At 57.7% G+C, this 16,849-nt stretch carries 15 protein-coding genes; 13 read left to right on the top strand and 2 right to left on the bottom strand.

Going from position 1 to position 16,849, the window contains the following annotated elements; genetic code table 11:
* Positions 1–11: 11 nt before the first annotated feature.
* Entirely contained in the window at positions 12–4,259 is a 4,248-nt protein-coding gene (rpoC, locus tag HCZ23_RS09000; RefSeq protein ID WP_167601413.1) for a DNA-directed RNA polymerase subunit beta', read from the top strand.
* Positions 4,260–4,384: 125 nt separating this feature from the next.
* Entirely contained in the window at positions 4,385–4,891 is a 507-nt protein-coding gene (locus HCZ23_RS09005) for a ClbS/DfsB family four-helix bundle protein (RefSeq protein WP_167601414.1), read from the top strand.
* On the opposite strand, the gene HCZ23_RS09010 is transcribed toward HCZ23_RS09005, so the two are convergent.
* Complete coding sequence (locus tag HCZ23_RS09010; RefSeq protein WP_167601415.1) at positions 4,875–5,888, bottom strand: glycosyltransferase family 2 protein; 1,014 nt, start codon at positions 5,886–5,888, stop codon at positions 4,875–4,877. The two genes, HCZ23_RS09005 and HCZ23_RS09010, sit on opposite strands and share 17 nt — an antisense overlap.
* Positions 5,889–6,024: 136 nt before the next feature.
* Here HCZ23_RS09010 and HCZ23_RS09015 point away from each other — a divergent pair, with 136 nt between their 5' ends.
* The 5 genes from HCZ23_RS09015 (at position 6,025) to tuf (ending at position 11,489) form a co-directional block, all read left to right on the top strand.
* On the top strand, positions 6,025–6,933 hold the full coding sequence (locus HCZ23_RS09015; protein ID WP_254870043.1) for a DMT family transporter: 909 nt from the start codon (positions 6,025–6,027) through the stop codon (positions 6,931–6,933).
* A 306-nt stretch (positions 6,934–7,239) separates the two neighbouring features.
* Entirely contained in the window at positions 7,240–7,611 is a 372-nt protein-coding gene (gene rpsL / locus HCZ23_RS09020) for a 30S ribosomal protein S12 (RefSeq protein WP_008204009.1), read from the top strand.
* A 12-nt stretch (positions 7,612–7,623) separates the two neighbouring features.
* Complete coding sequence (rpsG, locus tag HCZ23_RS09025) at positions 7,624–8,094, top strand: 30S ribosomal protein S7 (protein WP_167601416.1); 471 nt, start codon at positions 7,624–7,626, stop codon at positions 8,092–8,094.
* Between the two features lie 30 nt (positions 8,095–8,124).
* The gene (gene fusA / locus HCZ23_RS09030; protein ID WP_167601417.1) at positions 8,125–10,242 is read left to right on the top strand and encodes an elongation factor G; all 2,118 of its coding nucleotides are present in this window, start codon (positions 8,125–8,127) and stop codon (positions 10,240–10,242) included.
* A gap of 71 nt (positions 10,243–10,313) precedes the next feature.
* Complete coding sequence (gene tuf / locus HCZ23_RS09035; protein WP_167601418.1) at positions 10,314–11,489, top strand: elongation factor Tu; 1,176 nt, start codon at positions 10,314–10,316, stop codon at positions 11,487–11,489.
* 392 nt (positions 11,490–11,881) lie between these two features.
* On the opposite strand, the gene betI is transcribed toward tuf, so the two are convergent.
* Positions 11,882–12,538: a transcriptional regulator BetI gene (gene betI / locus HCZ23_RS09040; protein ID WP_167601419.1), complete on the bottom strand. Its 657-nt coding sequence runs from the start codon at positions 12,536–12,538 to the stop codon at positions 11,882–11,884.
* 142 nt (positions 12,539–12,680) lie between these two features.
* Here betI and choX point away from each other — a divergent pair, with 142 nt between their 5' ends.
* The 6 genes from choX (at position 12,681) to HCZ23_RS09070 (ending at position 16,682) form a co-directional block, all read left to right on the top strand.
* Positions 12,681–13,604 carry a choline ABC transporter substrate-binding protein gene (gene choX / locus HCZ23_RS09045; RefSeq protein WP_368487327.1) on the top strand — a complete coding sequence of 308 codons (924 nt, stop codon included), beginning with the start codon at positions 12,681–12,683 and terminating at the stop codon, positions 13,602–13,604.
* Between the two features lie 92 nt (positions 13,605–13,696).
* On the top strand, positions 13,697–14,530 hold the full coding sequence (locus HCZ23_RS09050) for an alpha/beta fold hydrolase (protein WP_167601420.1): 834 nt from the start codon (positions 13,697–13,699) through the stop codon (positions 14,528–14,530).
* A 204-nt stretch (positions 14,531–14,734) separates the two neighbouring features.
* Positions 14,735–15,043, top strand: coding sequence for a 30S ribosomal protein S10 (rpsJ, locus tag HCZ23_RS09055; RefSeq protein ID WP_066607445.1), 309 nt, complete (start codon positions 14,735–14,737; stop codon positions 15,041–15,043).
* 15 nt (positions 15,044–15,058) lie between these two features.
* Complete coding sequence (rplC, locus tag HCZ23_RS09060; RefSeq protein WP_167601421.1) at positions 15,059–15,796, top strand: 50S ribosomal protein L3; 738 nt, start codon at positions 15,059–15,061, stop codon at positions 15,794–15,796.
* Positions 15,793–16,389, top strand: a complete 597-nt coding sequence (rplD, locus tag HCZ23_RS09065) for a 50S ribosomal protein L4 (protein ID WP_167601422.1) — start codon at positions 15,793–15,795, stop codon at positions 16,387–16,389. Before rplC ends, rplD begins: the two co-directional genes overlap by 4 nt.
* On the top strand, positions 16,386–16,682 hold the full coding sequence (locus HCZ23_RS09070) for a 50S ribosomal protein L23 (RefSeq protein WP_167601423.1): 297 nt from the start codon (positions 16,386–16,388) through the stop codon (positions 16,680–16,682). Before rplD ends, HCZ23_RS09070 begins: the two co-directional genes overlap by 4 nt.
* Positions 16,683–16,849 lie beyond the last annotated feature (167 nt).

Raw genomic sequence — 16,849 nt, forward strand, 5'->3', positions numbered from 1 at the left:
GAACTCACAAGATGAACCAGGAACTCACAACCAACCCGTTCAACCCGCTGGCGCAACCGTCGACCTTTGATGAGATCAAGGTCTCTCTGGCGTCCCCGGAGCGTATCCTGTCGTGGTCCTACGGGGAGATCAAAAAGCCCGAGACCATCAACTACCGGACCTTCAAGCCGGAGCGTGACGGTCTGTTCTGTGCGCGGATTTTTGGCCCGATCAAAGACTACGAATGTCTCTGCGGCAAATATAAGCGCATGAAATATCGCGGCGTTGTCTGCGAAAAATGCGGTGTTGAAGTCACCCTCCAGAAAGTGCGTCGCGAGCGCATGGGCCACATCGAACTGGCCGCTCCCGTCGCGCACATCTGGTTCCTGAAATCGCTCCCGAGCCGGATCGGCCTCATGCTCGACATGACGCTGCGCGATCTGGAACGTGTGCTCTATTTCGAGAACTACGTGGTGATCGAACCGGGTCTGACGGACCTCTCCTACGGTCAGATGATGACCGAAGAAGAGTACATGGACGCGCAAGACCTCTACGGCATGGACGCTTTCGAGGCCGACATCGGCGCCGAAGCGATCCGTAAGATGCTGTCGAACATCGACCTTGAATCCACCGCGGAACAGCTGCGCGAGGACCTCAAGGAAGCGACCGGCGAACTCAAGCCCAAAAAGATCATCAAGCGTCTGAAAATCGTGGAATCTTTCCTCGAATCCGGCAACCGCCCGGAGTGGATGATCCTGACCGTGATCCCCGTGATCCCGCCGGAACTTCGCCCGCTGGTGCCGCTCGACGGTGGCCGTTTTGCGACCTCCGATCTCAACGATCTCTACCGTCGCGTGATCAACCGGAACAACCGTCTGAAACGCCTGATCGAACTGCGTGCGCCGGACATCATCGTCCGCAACGAAAAGCGGATGCTGCAAGAATCCGTCGATGCGCTGTTCGACAACGGCCGTCGTGGCCGCGTCATCACCGGTGCGAACAAACGCCCGCTGAAGTCGCTCTCCGACATGCTGAAAGGCAAACAGGGTCGTTTCCGTCAGAACCTTTTGGGCAAACGCGTCGACTTCTCCGGTCGTTCGGTCATCGTGACCGGCCCGGAACTGAAGCTGCACCAATGTGGTCTGCCGAAAAAGATGGCGCTCGAACTGTTCAAGCCGTTCATCTACTCGCGGCTTGAAGCCAAAGGTCTGTCTTCGACCGTGAAGCAAGCCAAGAAGCTGGTGGAAAAAGAACGTCCGGAAGTTTGGGACATCCTCGATGAGGTGATCCGCGAGCACCCGGTGTTCCTCAACCGCGCACCGACGCTGCACCGTCTCGGCATCCAGGCCTTCGAACCCACACTGATCGAAGGCAAAGCGATCCAGCTGCACCCGCTCGTCTGTTCGGCCTTTAACGCCGACTTCGACGGGGACCAGATGGCCGTTCACGTGCCGCTGTCTCTCGAAGCTCAGCTCGAAGCCCGCGTCCTGATGATGTCCACGAACAACGTGCTGTCGCCCGCCAACGGCGCGCCGATCATCGTGCCGTCGCAGGATATGATCTTGGGCCTCTACTATATCACCATGCAGCGTGATGGGATGAAGGGCGAAGGCATGGTCTTCTCCGACATCGAAGAGGTCGAATATGCGCTGACCGCTGGCGAAGTGCACCTGCACGCCAAGATCACCGCACGGATCAAGCAGATCGACGAGCATGGTCAGGAAGTCTGGGAACGTTATGAGACGACCCCGGGCCGTCTGCGCCTCGGCACCCTGCTGCCGTTGAACGCAAAAGCGCCGTTCGCTTTGGTGAACCAGCTTCTGCGGAAGAAAGACGTGCAGCGCGTCATCGACACCGTCTACCGTTACTGCGGTCAGAAAGAGTCGGTGATCTTCTGTGACCAGATCATGTCGCTCGGGTTCAAAGAAGCGTTCAAGGCCGGCATTTCGTTCGGTAAGGACGACATGGTGATCCCGGAGACCAAATGGCCGATCGTGGATGCAACCCGCGATCAGGTGAAAGACTTTGAACAACAGTACATGGACGGCCTGATCACTCAGGGCGAAAAGTACAACAAAGTCGTCGACGCCTGGGCCAAGTGTAACGACAAGGTCACCGAGGCGATGATGAACACCATCTCCGCGCCGAAACATGACGAGAATGGTGCCGAAATGGAACCGAACTCGGTTTACATGATGGCCCACTCCGGGGCGCGTGGCTCCGTCACCCAGATGAAACAGCTGGGCGGCATGCGCGGCCTGATGGCGAAACCGTCGGGTGAGATTATCGAAACGCCGATTATCTCGAACTTTAAAGAAGGTCTGACCGTGCTCGAGTACTTCAACTCGACCCACGGTGCCCGTAAGGGTCTGTCGGATACCGCTTTGAAAACCGCGAACTCCGGGTACCTGACCCGTCGTCTCGTCGACGTGGCACAGGACTGCATCGTGCGCGAAGTGGATTGCGGCACCGAGCGTGCCGTGACCGCCGAAGCGGCTGTCAACGACGGTGAGGTCGTGGCAACTCTGGCCGAGCGTATCCTTGGCCGTGTGTCCGCCGACGACGTACTGCGTCCGGGCACCGACGAGGTGCTGGTGTCCAAAAACGAGCTGATCGACGAGCGCAAAGCCGATGCGATCGAAGAGGCGGGTGTCGCTTCCATGCGCATCCGCAGCCCGCTGACCTGTGAGGCCGAAGAGGGCGTTTGTGCGGCCTGTTACGGTCGCGACCTCGCCCGCGGGACGCTGGTGAACCAAGGTGAGGCCGTCGGCATCATCGCGGCTCAGTCCATCGGTGAACCGGGCACGCAGCTGACGATGCGGACCTTCCACATCGGCGGCGTGGCTCAGGGTGGTCAGCAGTCCTTCCAGGAAGCCAACCAGGAAGGCAAGATCGTCTTCCGCGAGTCCAACCTGTTGGAAAACAAACATGGCGAGAAAATCGTCATGGGTCGGAACATGCAGCTCGCCATCGTGGACGAGAACGGCGTGGAACGGGCCTCCTACAAGCTGGGCTACGGCACCAAGGTGTTCGCGGAAGAGGGCAAGACCGTGTCCCGCGGCGAGAAACTCTTTGAGTGGGACCCGTACACGTTGCCGATCATCGCGGAGAAATCCGGTAAAGCGAAATTCGTCGACCTCATCACGGGCCTGTCCGTGCGTGACGAGACCGATGACGCAACCGGCATGACGCAGAAAATCGTGACCGACTGGCGCTCCGTGCCGCGTGGTGGCGATCTGAAGCCGGAGATCCTGGTCCTCGGCGAAGATGGCGAACCGATGCGCAACGAAGCGGGCAACCCGGTGACCTACCTGATGTCTGTCGACGCCATTCTCTCCATCGAGGACGGTCAGGACATCCAGGCCGGTGACGTGGTTGCGCGTATCCCGCGTGAAGGTGCGAAGACCAAGGACATCACCGGGGGTCTGCCGCGTGTGGCCGAACTGTTCGAAGCCCGTCGCCCGAAAGATCACGCGATCATCGCCGAGATTGATGGTTACGTGCGCTTTGGCAAGGACTACAAGAACAAGCGTCGCATCTCGATCGAACCGTCGGACGAGACCAAGGAAACCGTCGAATACATGGTGCCGAAAGGCAAGCACATCCCTGTGGCTGAAGGCGACTTCATCCAGAAGGGTGAGTACATCATGGACGGCAACCCGGCCCCGCACGACATTCTCGCCATCATGGGTGTCGAGGCTCTGGCCAACTACATGATCGACGAAGTGCAGGACGTCTATCGCCTGCAAGGTGTGAAGATCAACGATAAGCACATCGAAGTCATCGTGCGCCAGATGCTGCAGAAGTGGGAAATCTCTGACTCCGGGGACACCACTTTGCTCAAAGGCGAAGCGGTCGATAAGGTCGAGTTCGACGAAGCCAACGCGAAAGCGGAAAGCAAAGGCGGGCGTGCCGCGAAAGGTCAACCGATCCTCTTGGGGATCACCAAGGCCTCGCTGCAAACGCGGTCGTTCATCTCTGCGGCCTCCTTCCAGGAGACCACGCGCGTGCTCACCGAAGCGTCTGTCCAAGGCAAGCGCGACAAGCTGGTGGGTCTCAAAGAGAACATCATCGTCGGTCGCCTGATCCCGGCCGGTACGGGTGGCGCGACACAACGCGTCCGCCGCATCGCCGCCGAACGCGACAACGTGGTGATCGAAGAGGCCCGTGCAGAGGCCGAAGCCGCCGCCCAACTCGCCGCTCCGGTGATGGATGCGGACACGGGCTTTGGCGACGACACGCTGGTCGTGGACACGCCGGAAGGTTCCTCTGACGACTAAGTCGATCTGATATGAAACTAAAAAAGGCCCTGCGGAAACGCGGGGCCTTTTGGTTTGCGTCAGGTCATGTGAGGCAAGACTTTGGATGGGCTATGATGGCTCATGGGGTTGCGAAGGTATGTGAAATGGCTGTCCCGACCGACAAAGCGGAATTGTTGACCGCGATTGAGACGACGTTTGATAAATTGATGGTAGACCTCGCGCGGGTGCCGGAGGAGCGCGCTTTCGAACCCTCCATGGAGGGACATGTCGCGGGCACACAGATGAGCCCAGCCGATCTCGCGGCCTATCTGATCGGATGGAATGAGCTGGTTTTGAAATGGCTGGATCTGGATGACAATGCGCAAACCGTGACGTTCCCGGAGATCGGATTCAAATGGAACCAGCTTGGAGCATTGGCGCAGAAATTTTACGCGGATTGTGCGGGGCTTGCGTGGGCGGAACGACTGGCACGTCTGACAACGGTCAAACAGCAACTGAGCAGAACTATCTCGCAACGCACGGATGCCGAGCTTTACGGCGCCGCGTGGCACGGCAAATGGACCAAGGGCAGAATGATCCAATTTAATAGTTCATCACCTTATACCAATGCGCGAGGGCGTATCCGAAAGTGGCTTAAGACGCAGGGTTGACCGTGCGCGCCGCCACCTCATTCCGATGATGTTGCCACCGAGGATCGTCCTCGGCCACAAACCCATGCACTTCCGCCAACCGTTCAATATAATCCATACAGCACAGATGATGCAGGCGCATGACGTCGGGCAGGGCAGTCAGCTCCGCGTAGACCGCATCGAAGCGATCCGCATATTTCAGCGCACCTTCATCCAGTTCCTCGTTGCGGTTCTTGCCTTTGAAGAACGTCTCCGTGTAGCGGTCCTTGTTGGCCGCAGAGGAAAGCGTGCCCATTTTGAGCGCAAAGCTTTCAAAGGTCCGCGATGCGTAGTGGTTGAGCTGGGCATATTCATGGGTGATCCAGCGGGGCTGGGTCATTTTGACGGAGCTGTCTTTGGGGTGAAAACGGCGCAAAGTGGCACCATCGCAGCGTTTCATCACATTGGGCGGTGTCCCCCATTCCCCGTGCCCGCGCCAGCCTTTTGGGGAATGCACGCCAAAGCGCCAGAAATGATTGGGCCAACGGATCAGGGTTTTGAAAAAGACGTTGCCCTTGTGTCGCCTGAGAGAAGCGCGGGTAAAACGGCGATGGGTGAGCGTATCTTCCCAAGAGCCATAGCCGCCGTCCCCAAAACAGCGCCAATGCACGGCGATGGCATGGACCTGTTTGATCGGGAAGGCGTCAAAGAGGTCTTGCAGCCGACCTTCGCCTTTGTGGATCACGAGAAACTCGTCGACATCGATGTTGAACACCCACTCCGCCGCGCGGATACGCGGGTGTTCGGCCATGAGTTTCAGAGAGGTGCGTTTGACGGGAAGGTCGGGGTTCGGAGTGTAAGAGACGGCGGTCAAGACACCTGCGGCATCGAGGGCCTCGAGCAACTCAGGGGAATGATCGGTGCAGTCGTTGTAGAAGACCACAAGATGATCGAAGCCAAGCATGCGATACCAGGCGACCCATTCCAAAATGAACGGCCCTTCATTGCGCATGGTGGTGGTGACGAGACGTTCTTTCACTCTATGCCTTCACACTCTGGACCCTTGAACCAACATGACTGTCACTATGCATGCTGGCTGTTTCTGGGCAAGTCCGACGCAAGCCCCCTTCACGCCACACAAAAGCAATGGTAGCGGAGAAGGGAAAGGGGCCCGCATGCTCAATCTCTTGTCGAAATTGCCGGACAACACGCGCGGGGCGGTGATCATGTCGCTCTCGATGGCGGCTTTTACCACCAACGACAGTTTTATGAAGGGCGCTTTGGCGGAGGTGCCTTTGTTTCAGGCGCTGTTCCTGCGGGCCACGTTGAACTTCGTGATGCTCTTTGCCGTGCTCGCGCCGATCATCGGCCCGGTACGGTTCGATCTGTCGCGTCAGGATTGGACGCTGGTCGTCATCCGCTCAATGGCCGAGGTGGGGGCCGCGATGTGTTTCCTGACGGCGGTCAGCCATATGCCCCTGGCCAATGCCACAGCGATCATGCAGACCATGCCCTTGTCGATCACCATCGCCGGATGGATGCTGTTCCGCGATCCCTTGGGGTGGCGCCGTATGGTGGCGATTGTGGTGGGCTTCGCAGGTGTGTTGCTGATCGTGCAGCCGGGCACCGATGGGTTCAGCGGCTATGCGCTCTTTGCCGTTCTGGCGATGCTCTGCGTCACGCTCCGGGACATCATCGTGCGCAAGATGCATCATAGCGTGCCCAATTCGACCGTCACCTTCGGGGCGATCACGGCCGTCTGGATTTGCACAGGACTCCTGTCGATCGGTCAGGGCTGGGCGCCGGTGGACATCGAGGCCAGGGCGCAGATTTTCGGCTCGGCCGCCTGTCTGATCGTGGGCTATGTCACCTCGGTGGCCGTGATGCGGGTGGGGGAGATGTCCTTTGTGTCGCCATTCCGCTATACGGCTCTGGTCTGGGCTTTGCTGATCGGGCTTTTTGCCTTTGGCGAATGGCCGAATGGCTTGGCTTTTGCCGGCGCTGCGATTATTGCGGGCACAGGGATTTACACCGTCCTGCGTGAGGCACGTCTGCGGCGGCAAGGGACTTCGACGCGCGCATAAAGACGCATCGGGCCACAATCCCGGCGCGAGTGTTGACAAGGCCTCCGACTCTCCATATACGGCGAGCCATCCGGCACTAGGGGGACGTCCCCGCCCGCCGACTTCTAAATCGTAGTGATCAAGATCAGGGCAATTTAAGGCGCACTGATCCTCTGGGAACTCACCGCGTCGTTCACCTCGGAATGGGAACGATTGCGGGTTTTCGTGCTATTTGGACGCAAGTGGCACATCGAACATCGTAATCGCCCCGGAACGGCCATTTTGGTCATGCCGAGGTTCACAAAAATCTAGGAACGGGATACCCCTATGCCAACGATTCAACAGCTGATCCGCAAACCGCGTCAGCCCAAACGTAAGGTTTCCAAGTCGCAGCACTTGGAGCAATGCCCCCAGAAGCGTGGCGTCTGCACGCGCGTCTACACCACCACCCCGAAAAAACCGAACTCCGCTATGCGGAAAGTTGCGAAGGTACGCCTGACCAACGGTTTCGAGGTCATTTCTTACATCCCCGGCGAGAGCCACAACCTTCAGGAACACTCCGTGGTTCTGATCCGTGGCGGCCGTGTGAAAGACCTTCCGGGTGTCCGTTACCACATCCTTCGTGGTGTTCTGGATACCCAGGGCGTCAAAGACCGTAAACAGCGTCGTTCGAAATACGGCGCTAAGCGTCCTAAATAAGGAGATCACGGAATGTCCCGTCGTCACGCCGCTGAGAAGCGCGAAGTTCTGCCCGACGCCAAATATGGCGATCGCGTGCTGACCAAATTCATGAACAACCTGATGATCGACGGCAAAAAATCTGCCGCCGAGAAAATCGTCTACAACGCGCTGACCCGCGTCGAAGACAAGCTGAAAAAAGCTCCGGTTGAAGTGTTCCACGAAGCCCTCGACAACGTGAAACCCTCTGTTGAGGTGCGTTCGCGTCGTGTGGGTGGTGCAACCTACCAGGTTCCGGTCGAAGTGCGCGTTGAGCGCCGCGAAGCTCTGGCCATCCGTTGGCTGATCAACGCGTCCCGCGCTCGCAACGAAAACACAATGGAAGAACGCCTTGCCGGTGAGCTGCTTGACGCAGTAAACGGTCGTGGCGCCGCTGTGAAAAAGCGCGAAGACACCCACAAAATGGCCGACGCGAACAAAGCGTTCAGCCATTACCGCTGGTAACTCAACTCAGGCCTTTAGGACCGAACACCAATGGCACGCGATTATCCCCTCGACCGGTACCGTAACTTCGGTATCATGGCGCACATCGACGCAGGTAAAACCACCTGTTCCGAGCGCATCCTCTTCTACACCGGCAAGTCCCACAACATTGGTGAGGTGCACGACGGTGCAGCCACCATGGACTGGATGGAGCAGGAGCAGGAACGTGGTATCACCATCACTTCCGCTGCGACGACCACCTTCTGGGAGCGTACGGAAGACGGCGAGACCGCCGACACGCCGAAGCACCGGATGAACATCATCGACACCCCCGGCCACGTTGACTTCACCATCGAAGTCGAACGTTCTTTGGCCGTGCTTGACGGTGCCGTTGCCGTTCTCGACGCCAACGCTGGCGTTGAACCGCAAACCGAAACCGTGTGGCGTCAGGCTGACCGCTACAAGGTTCCGCGGATCGTGTTCGTCAACAAGATGGACAAGATCGGTGCAGACTTCTTCAACTGCGTTCGCATGATCGAAGACCGCACCGGTGCGCGTGCTGTTCCCGTCGGTATTCCGATCGGTGCAGAAAACGAACTTGAAGGCCTGATTGACCTCGTCACCATGGAAGAGTGGCTGTGGCAGGGCGAAGATCTGGGTGCATCCTGGATCAAAGCTCCGATCCGCGACTCGCTCAAAGACATGGCCGACGAATGGCGTGGTAAGATGATCGAAGCCGCCGTCGAAGAAGACGACGATGCGATGATGGCTTACCTCGAAGGCGAAGAGCCCGACGTTCCGACCCTGCGCAAGCTGATCCGTAAGGGCACCCTGGCCCTGCACTTCGTGCCGGTTCTGGGCGGTTCTGCGTTCAAAAACAAAGGTGTTCAGCCGCTGTTGAACGCTGTGATCGACTACCTGCCGAGCCCGCTCGACGTTGTCGATTACATGGGCTTTAAACCGGGCGACGAAGAAGAAACCCGGAACATCCCGCGTCGTGCTGACGACGAGATGGCTTTCTCCGGCCTGGCGTTCAAAATCATGAACGACCCCTTCGTGGGCACCCTGACCTTCACCCGGATCTACTCCGGCGTGATGAACAAGGGCGACACCCTGCTGAACTCCACCAAAGGTAAGAAAGAGCGCGTCGGTCGTATGATGATGATGCACTCCAACAACCGTGAGGAGATCGAAGAAGCGTTCGCAGGCGACATCATCGCTCTGGCGGGTCTGAAAGACACCACCACGGGTGACACGCTTTGCGATCCGAAGGACCCGGTGGTTCTCGAAACGATGACTTTCCCCGATCCGGTGATCGAGATTGCTGTCGAGCCGAAAACCAAAGGCGACCAGGAGAAAATGTCCGCAGGTCTGGCACGTCTTGCTGCCGAAGACCCGTCCTTCCGCGTCGAAACCGACCTCGAGTCCGGTCAGACCATCATGAAGGGCATGGGCGAACTTCACCTCGACATCCTCGTCGACCGTCTGCGTCGTGAGTTCAAGGTCGAAGCCAACATCGGTGCACCGCAGGTGGCCTATCGTGAGACCATCTCTCACGAGGTCGAGCACTCTTACACCCACAAGAAACAGTCGGGTGGTTCGGGTCAGTTCGGTGAGGTCAAACTCATCATCACCCCGACAGAGCCGGGCGAAGGGTTCTCCTTCGAGTCCAAGATCGTTGGCGGTGCGGTTCCGAAGGAATACATCCCCGGCGTCGAAAAAGGCATCAAATCTGTGATGGACTCCGGTCCGCTCGCAGGCTTCCCGGTGATCGACTTCAAAGTGGCTCTCATCGACGGTAAGTTCCACGACGTGGACTCCTCCGTTCTCGCCTTCGAAATCGCATCCCGTATGTGTATGCGTGAAGGGATGAAGAAAGCTGGCGCGAAGCTGCTTGAACCGATCATGAAAGTCGAAGTGATCACCCCGGAAGAATACACCGGCGGTATCATCGGCGATCTCACCTCCCGTCGTGGTCAGGTGCAGGGTCAAGACACCCGCGGCAACGCCATTGCGATCGACGCCTTCGTGCCGCTCGCGAACATGTTCGGCTACATCAACACCCTGCGTTCCATGTCTTCGGGCCGCGCGCAGTTCTCGATGCAGTTCGACCATTACGAAGCTGTGCCTTCGAACATCTCGGAAGAAATTCAGGCCAAATACGCGTAAGCGTGGCCAGAACCCCAACATCGGGGATCAGGGCAATCTGATCCCCAAACTGAATGACATAGGAGGCCATTATGGCTAAGGAAAAGTTTGAGCGTTCGAAACCGCACGTGAACATCGGCACGATCGGCCACGTTGACCACGGTAAAACCACCCTGACGGCAGCGATCACCAAATATTTTGGTGACTTCAAAGCCTACGACCAGATCGACGGCGCACCGGAAGAGAAAGCCCGCGGCATCACGATCTCGACCGCCCACGTCGAGTACGAGACCGAGAACCGCCACTACGCGCACGTCGACTGCCCCGGCCACGCCGACTACGTGAAGAACATGATCACCGGTGCGGCCCAGATGGACGGCGGTATCCTGGTTGTGAACGCCGCTGACGGCCCGATGCCGCAGACCCGCGAGCACATCCTGCTTGCCCGTCAGGTTGGCGTGCCGGCTCTGGTCGTGTTCCTGAACAAAGTTGACCAGGTTGACGACGAAGAGCTTCTGGAGCTCGTCGAAATGGAAGTCCGCGAACTTTTGTCCGAATACGACTTCCCGGGCGACGATATCCCGATCATCGCAGGCTCCGCTCTGGCCGCGATGGAAGGCCGCGATCCGGAAATCGGCGAAAACAAGATCAAAGAACTGATGGAAGCTGTCGACGCGTACATCCCGGAACCCGAGCGTGCGATCGACCAGCCGTTCCTGATGCCGATCGAAGACGTGTTCTCGATCTCTGGCCGCGGCACCGTTGTGACCGGTCGTGTGGAACGTGGCGTGATCAACGTGGGCGACGAGATCGAAATCGTTGGCATCACCGACACCAAGAAAACCACCTGTACCGGTGTTGAAATGTTCCGCAAACTGCTTGACCGCGGTGAAGCTGGCGACAACATCGGCGCGCTTTTGCGTGGTGTGGACCGTGACGGCGTTGAGCGTGGTCAGGTTCTGTGTAAGCCGGGTTCTGTGACCCCGCACACCAAATTCGAATCCGAGGTCTACATTCTGACCAAGGAAGAAGGTGGCCGTCACACCCCGTTCTTCGCGAACTACCGCCCGCAGTTCTACTTCCGTACGACGGACGTGACCGGCACCGTTGAACTGCCGTCCGGCACCGAGATGGTGATGCCTGGCGACAACCTGAAGTTCACGGTTGAGCTGATCGCACCGATCGCGATGGAAGAAGGCCTCCGCTTCGCGATCCGCGAAGGCGGCCGGACTGTTGGTTCGGGCGTTGTGTCCAAGATCCTCGCGTAATTAGCTTCGCTAATGATCAAAACGAAAGAGGCACCTTCGGGTGCCTCTTTTGCTTTTGAAGGCGAGGATTTGGGGACGCACCAACAAACATGTGTCCAAGATCCTCGCTTAATCGGGTCGAGTTTCTGTAAGAAACTCTGACCGGTGGGTGGCAGTCGTTTTTGTCTTCAAAAACGATGAGAACCCACTCCGGTGAAGTTTAAGAATGAGAAAGGGCGCTCTTCGGAGCGCCCTTTTTTGTTCGAATGCGAACCACGTTGAGGAAGCTGTATGTGGGGGCGAGCGTCGGGTGGCAGTTAGCTTTGGCGGCTCTCACCAGATTTCGGTGCATTTCAACACCTGCGCCATGTCCCGCACCGCTGTTCCTGCGCGCGCGCCGGTCAAGGCGCGGTTCAGCGGTTGACGCCTTTGGACAGCATGAGGATGCGACTGGCCTCCGTCATGATGTCGCGTGCATGTGTTCGCTCTTCGCTTTGGCCGAACCGGGCATCGAGGGCCAATTCGATTTGCGCGCGGGCGTTTTCGGTGGACATGGGTTCAATGCCCAACCCGAGGCGCAGCCACACCCCATCGATGATCGAGACGAGTGTTTCGGTCACAGCGACCGCTGTCTCTTGGTCAGAAAGGGTCCGCAGCGGGCCGATGAGATTGCTTTTGGTTCGGGCGTAGATCGCCTTTTGAATGCGGCAATATTGCGGATTGAGCGGCACTGCCGCCAAGAGGGTCAACCAACCATGGGCGACGGAGGGTTTGAAACTTCGCGGCGAGGTGTTGGCCTCGATCACGGCATAGATCCTCTGCCACGGGGTCCGTGCGATTTTCATCAAGGCGGCGTTTTCGTCTTTCAGGATGCCATTGCCATAGCGCATGGCCGCTTCGAGCAATTCGTCTTTGTTCTTGAAATAATGGAGCAGGCTAGCCTTGGACACGCCCGCTGTTTCCGCCACACGTGCAAGCGTTGTCCCGCTCATCCCATGGCGCGCCAGACAGTCATAAGCCGCGCGGGCAAACTCTTTGCGTCGAATTGTGGACAAGGGGCGGCGGCCCATGGCTGTCTCCTCCTGGCACATGCTTTGAATTTGGTATTCTTGATTGACTCACCTGTCAATGTAAGTCTAGCTTTTATAAGCTGACCAAAGGGTCAGGCTATAAGAGCTAAGATATGAACGCCAAAACAACAGGGTGCTTGCTGTGAAAAAATTGAAATTCCTTGCCGCGACGACGGCGCTTGTCTCGGTTGCATCGGTTGCAACTGCGGGCTGTGAAGAGGTGAGAATGGCCGAACCGGGCTGGACCGATCTGGCCCTGACCTCTGGAATTGCTCAGATCCTTTTGGAAGCGCTGGGATATGATGCGAATGTTGATCAACTCAGCATTCCGATCATCTATGAGGCGATGCGGTCATCGGATATGGACGCGTTTCTAGGCTATTGGGATCCTGCCATGGTCCAATATTACAAGAGCTACAAAGAGGATGGCAGCGTCGTGACTGTCGCGCAAAACCTCGAAGGTGCGAAATTTACCTGGGCTGTGCCGTCTTATGTCTATGACGCCGGCGTCCATGATTTCGCGGATCTCGCCAAGTATGAGAAAGAATTTGACGCCAAGCTTTACGGTCTTTCGCCCGGCTCGAACGAGATTATGATCTCCGCACGCGATTCAGATGCATTTGGCCTGCAGGACTGGGAAGTGGTCGAAAGCTCTGAACAGGGCATGTTGGCACAGGTCGAGCGTTTTGTGAAAAAAGAGGATTGGATCGCCTTTTTGGCATGGGCGCCGCATCCGATGAACAGCAAAATCGACCTGAAATATCTCACGGGTGGGGATGATTTTTACGGTCCGAATTTTGGTGGGGCTACGGTGCACACGCAAATGCGCAAAGACTATATGGCGGAATGCCCCAATGTCGGAAAATTCCTGTCCCAACTCGAGTTCACCATTGAAATGGAAAACGTGGGCATGGGCTATATTCTTGAGGACGGAATGAGCGCCACAGAGGCCGCTTTGAAAGTGATCAAGGCTGACCCGGCTATGATCGCGCCCTGGCTTGACGGCGTCTCCGCTTTGGATGGTGCTCCGGCTTTGGAACGCGCTGAGGCGGGTCTCGGCCTGTGATCCAGGGCGGATCCCAAGATCAAGACCGTTTCGCGACGGTCAACGGCGTTTGCTTGTGCTATCGTATAAGCGGACGTCAGAATGCGCCCGTGATGGTTCTGATCGCCGGGCTTGGAATGCAGTTGGTCGAGTGGCCTGAGAGCTTGCTCGATAATTTGCGGCAAAGCTATTGCGTGGTTCAACTCGACAACCGGGATATGGGGCTGTCCGAACGACTGGGCAGGTCTTATTCCGCATTGCCTGAGGGCTTTCATTGGACCCGTCCCCATGGTGCGCCCGCGCCTTATCATTTGAAAGACATGGCGCTCGACGCGCTGGCCTTGGCGGATCATTTGAATGTGGGGCGGTTTTCCGTGATCGGGTTTTCCATGGGGGGTATGATTGCCCAACAGATGAGTATTCTCGCGCCGGAACGTGTCATCGCGCTAGCGTCCCTGTGTAGTGCGGACGGCTGTCCTGTGGCGAGTGGCACAGATGAAAACGCCGACATGTTGACGCGGTTTTTCGTGCCGCCGAAAGATCGCGCCGGGCAGGAACAGCTCTTTTGCGAAAGCGCGGCCTTTTATTCCCATGGCGCGGAGGCAGCAGATGCTCCGGCGACACGGGCCGCGGCGCGCGTGCTTTTGGATCGTCTGGATGAGGGAGGCGGGGATGCGGGCGGCTATATGCGTCAGGCCCTGGCCATCACCGACAGCCCGTGTTGGGATCATGAGCTGTCCAAAGTGCTTGCACCTGCCTTTGTCGCCCATGGCGCAGAGGATCCCTGTTTGCCGGTGGCACTGGGACATCGTGCCGCTGATCGTTTGCCGCGCGCAGAGTTGCATATATATGAGAACACCGGCCATTGGATTTCGGATCGATGTGTCGCGGATCTCTGTGCCTGGTTGGAGAAAACCGAACTCATGCATCCTGAAGTCGCCGTTTGAATGGGGCCGGGGCGCATTGGATTTTCTTCTTGCCACATGTCTGAAACCCCTCTATATCGCGCGAGTTCCTCGTATGGGGATCGTTGGTGTAGGGATTCGGATATGGCGTAAGCCTCGGGTCAACCGCATCACAAGGTTCGACGAGGGTGCGCGATGCGCGTGCATCTTCCTCTCAACCTCAATAAGCCTAAGAAAGGCAATGCTATGCAAAGCCAGAACATCCGTATTCGGCTGAAGGCATTTGATTTCCGCGTGCTCGATGCGTCGACCCAGGAAATCGTTAACACGGCAAAGCGCACTGGCGCTCAGGTCCGTGGCCCGATCCCGCTGCCGAACAAGATTGAGAAATTCACGGTTCTCCGTGGTCCTCACATCGACAAGAAATCCCGCGATCAGTTCGAGATCCGCACGCACAAGCGTCTGCTCGACATCGTTGACCCGACCCCCCAGACCGTGGACGCGCTGATGAAGCTCGACCTCGCCGCTGGTGTGGACGTCGAGATCAAAGTCTAAGGGGGGCAATCAGATATGTTGCGCTCTGGTGTTATCGCGAAGAAGGTCGGCATGACCCGCCTCTTCATGGAAGACGGCAAACAGATTCCTGTGACCGTTCTCCAACTCGACAACCTGCAAGTGGTCGCTCAGCGCACCTCCGAGAAAGACGGCTACACCGCCGTTCAGCTCGGCGCTGGCTCCGCAAAAGCAAAACGCACCTCGCAAGCGATGCGTGGTCACTTCGCTGCGGCGAATGTTGCCCCGAAACGCAAAGTGGCCGAGTTCCGCGTGGACGAAGACAAGCTGATCGAAGTGGGTGCGGAAATCTCCGCTGACCATTACTTCGAAGGTCAGTTCGTTGACGTGTCCGGCACGTCCATCGGTAAAGGTTTTGCCGGTGCCATGAAACGCCACAACTTCGGCGGTCTGCGTGCCTCGCACGGTGTGTCCATCTCCCACCGTTCCCACGGTTCCACCGGTCAGTGTCAAGACCCGGGCCGTGTGTTCAAAGGGAAAAAGATGGCCGGTCACATGGGTGCTGCCCGTGTCACCACCCAAAACCTCCAGGTTGTCCGCACGGACGCCGACCGTGGTCTGATCATGGTCAAAGGCGCTGTTCCGGGCTCCAAAGGTGGCTGGGTCACCATCAAAGACGCCGTGAAAAAGCCGTTCCCTGAGAACGCGCCGCTCCCGGCTGCTCTGAAATCCGCTGCCTCTGAAGCAACTGCAGCTCCGGCTGAAGAAGCTCCGGCAGAAGGGGGTGAAGCATGACTTTCAACGTGATCAAACTGGACCTCGACGAGGCTCTCTTCGGTCTTGAGCCGCGTGCAGACATCCTGCACCGCGTGGTTCGCTGGCAGCGCAACAACGCGCAGCAGGGCACCCACAAGGTCAAGACCCGCTCGGAAGTGTCCTACTCCACCAAAAAGATCTATCGCCAAAAAGGCACCGGCGGCGCACGCCACGGCTCCCGCAAGGCACCGATCTTCCGCAAAGGTGGTATCTACAAAGGCCCGACCCCACGTTCGCACGGCCACGATCTTACGAAGAAATTCCGTAAGCTCGGTCTGCGTCACGCTCTTTCGGCAAAAGCCGCCTCCGGTAACCTCGTGATTATCGAAGATGCGAAACTCGCCGAAGCCAAAACCGCATTGCTCGCCAAAGCGGTCAAGGAGCAGGGCTGGAAACGCGTTCTGGTGATCGACGGTGCTGACGTTGATGCGAACTTCAAAGCTGCGGCTGCGAACCTCGCTGGCGTCGACGTGCTGCCGACCATTGGCGCCAACGTCTATGACATCCTGAAACGTGACACGCTCGTGATCACCAAAGCAGGTGTCGAAGCTCTGGAGGCTCGCCTGAAATGACCAACAAAGCTGAACTCTACGACGTGATCCGCAAGCCGATCATCACCGAGAAAGCCACCATGGCTTCTGAAAACGGTGCTGTGGTTTTTGAAGTCGCCATCGACTCCAACAAGCCGCAGATCAAAAAAGCTGTTGAAGAGCTTTTTGGTGTGAAGGTGAAAGCGGTCAACACGGTTGTCACTAAAGGCAAGACCAAGCGTTTCCGCGGTCAGCCGGGCAAGCGTAAAGACGTCAAAAAAGCCTATGTCACCCTCGAAGACGGCAACGCCATCGACGTGACCACCGGTCTCTAAGTTTTAGAGATAGGTTTGAGATGAAGAAGCCCCTCGGTGAGAGCCGGGGGGCTTTTTTGTTGCAGATGAGCGGGGAGCTCCTATGGTATCGAGCACCTTATTTTATTCACGTTTGACGATGGGTGTAGACGGGGAGGCTGATGCGTTTCGTGAAGCCGCCTGAGAAG

It is taken from the genome of Celeribacter sp. HF31 (assembly GCF_011806455.1).
Lineage (GTDB): Bacteria > Pseudomonadota > Alphaproteobacteria > Rhodobacterales > Rhodobacteraceae > Celeribacter.

Bases quoted from the DNA above. Each gene is read 5' to 3' on its own strand.
- rpsG (WP_167601416.1), top strand. From the start codon at position 7,624: ATGTCCCGTCGTCACGCCGCTGAGAAGCGCGAAGTTCTGCCCGACGCC.
- HCZ23_RS09005 (WP_167601414.1), top strand. From the start codon at position 4,385: ATGGCTGTCCCGACCGACAAAGCGGAATTGTTGACCGCGATTGAGACG.
- rpsL (WP_008204009.1), top strand. From the start codon at position 7,240: ATGCCAACGATTCAACAGCTGATCCGCAAACCGCGTCAGCCCAAACGT.
- tuf (WP_167601418.1), top strand. From the start codon at position 10,314: ATGGCTAAGGAAAAGTTTGAGCGTTCGAAACCGCACGTGAACATCGGC.
- HCZ23_RS09070 (WP_167601423.1), top strand. From the start codon at position 16,386: ATGACCAACAAAGCTGAACTCTACGACGTGATCCGCAAGCCGATCATC.
- HCZ23_RS09015 (WP_254870043.1), top strand. From the start codon at position 6,025: ATGCTCAATCTCTTGTCGAAATTGCCGGACAACACGCGCGGGGCGGTG.
- rpsJ (WP_066607445.1), top strand. From the start codon at position 14,735: ATGCAAAGCCAGAACATCCGTATTCGGCTGAAGGCATTTGATTTCCGC.
- rpoC (WP_167601413.1), top strand. From the start codon at position 12: ATGAACCAGGAACTCACAACCAACCCGTTCAACCCGCTGGCGCAACCG.
- betI (WP_167601419.1), bottom strand. From the start codon at position 12,538: ATGGGCCGCCGCCCCTTGTCCACAATTCGACGCAAAGAGTTTGCCCGC.
- fusA (WP_167601417.1), top strand. From the start codon at position 8,125: ATGGCACGCGATTATCCCCTCGACCGGTACCGTAACTTCGGTATCATG.
- rplD (WP_167601422.1), top strand. From the start codon at position 15,793: ATGACTTTCAACGTGATCAAACTGGACCTCGACGAGGCTCTCTTCGGT.
- rplC (WP_167601421.1), top strand. From the start codon at position 15,059: ATGTTGCGCTCTGGTGTTATCGCGAAGAAGGTCGGCATGACCCGCCTC.
- HCZ23_RS09050 (WP_167601420.1), top strand. From the start codon at position 13,697: ATGGTTCTGATCGCCGGGCTTGGAATGCAGTTGGTCGAGTGGCCTGAG.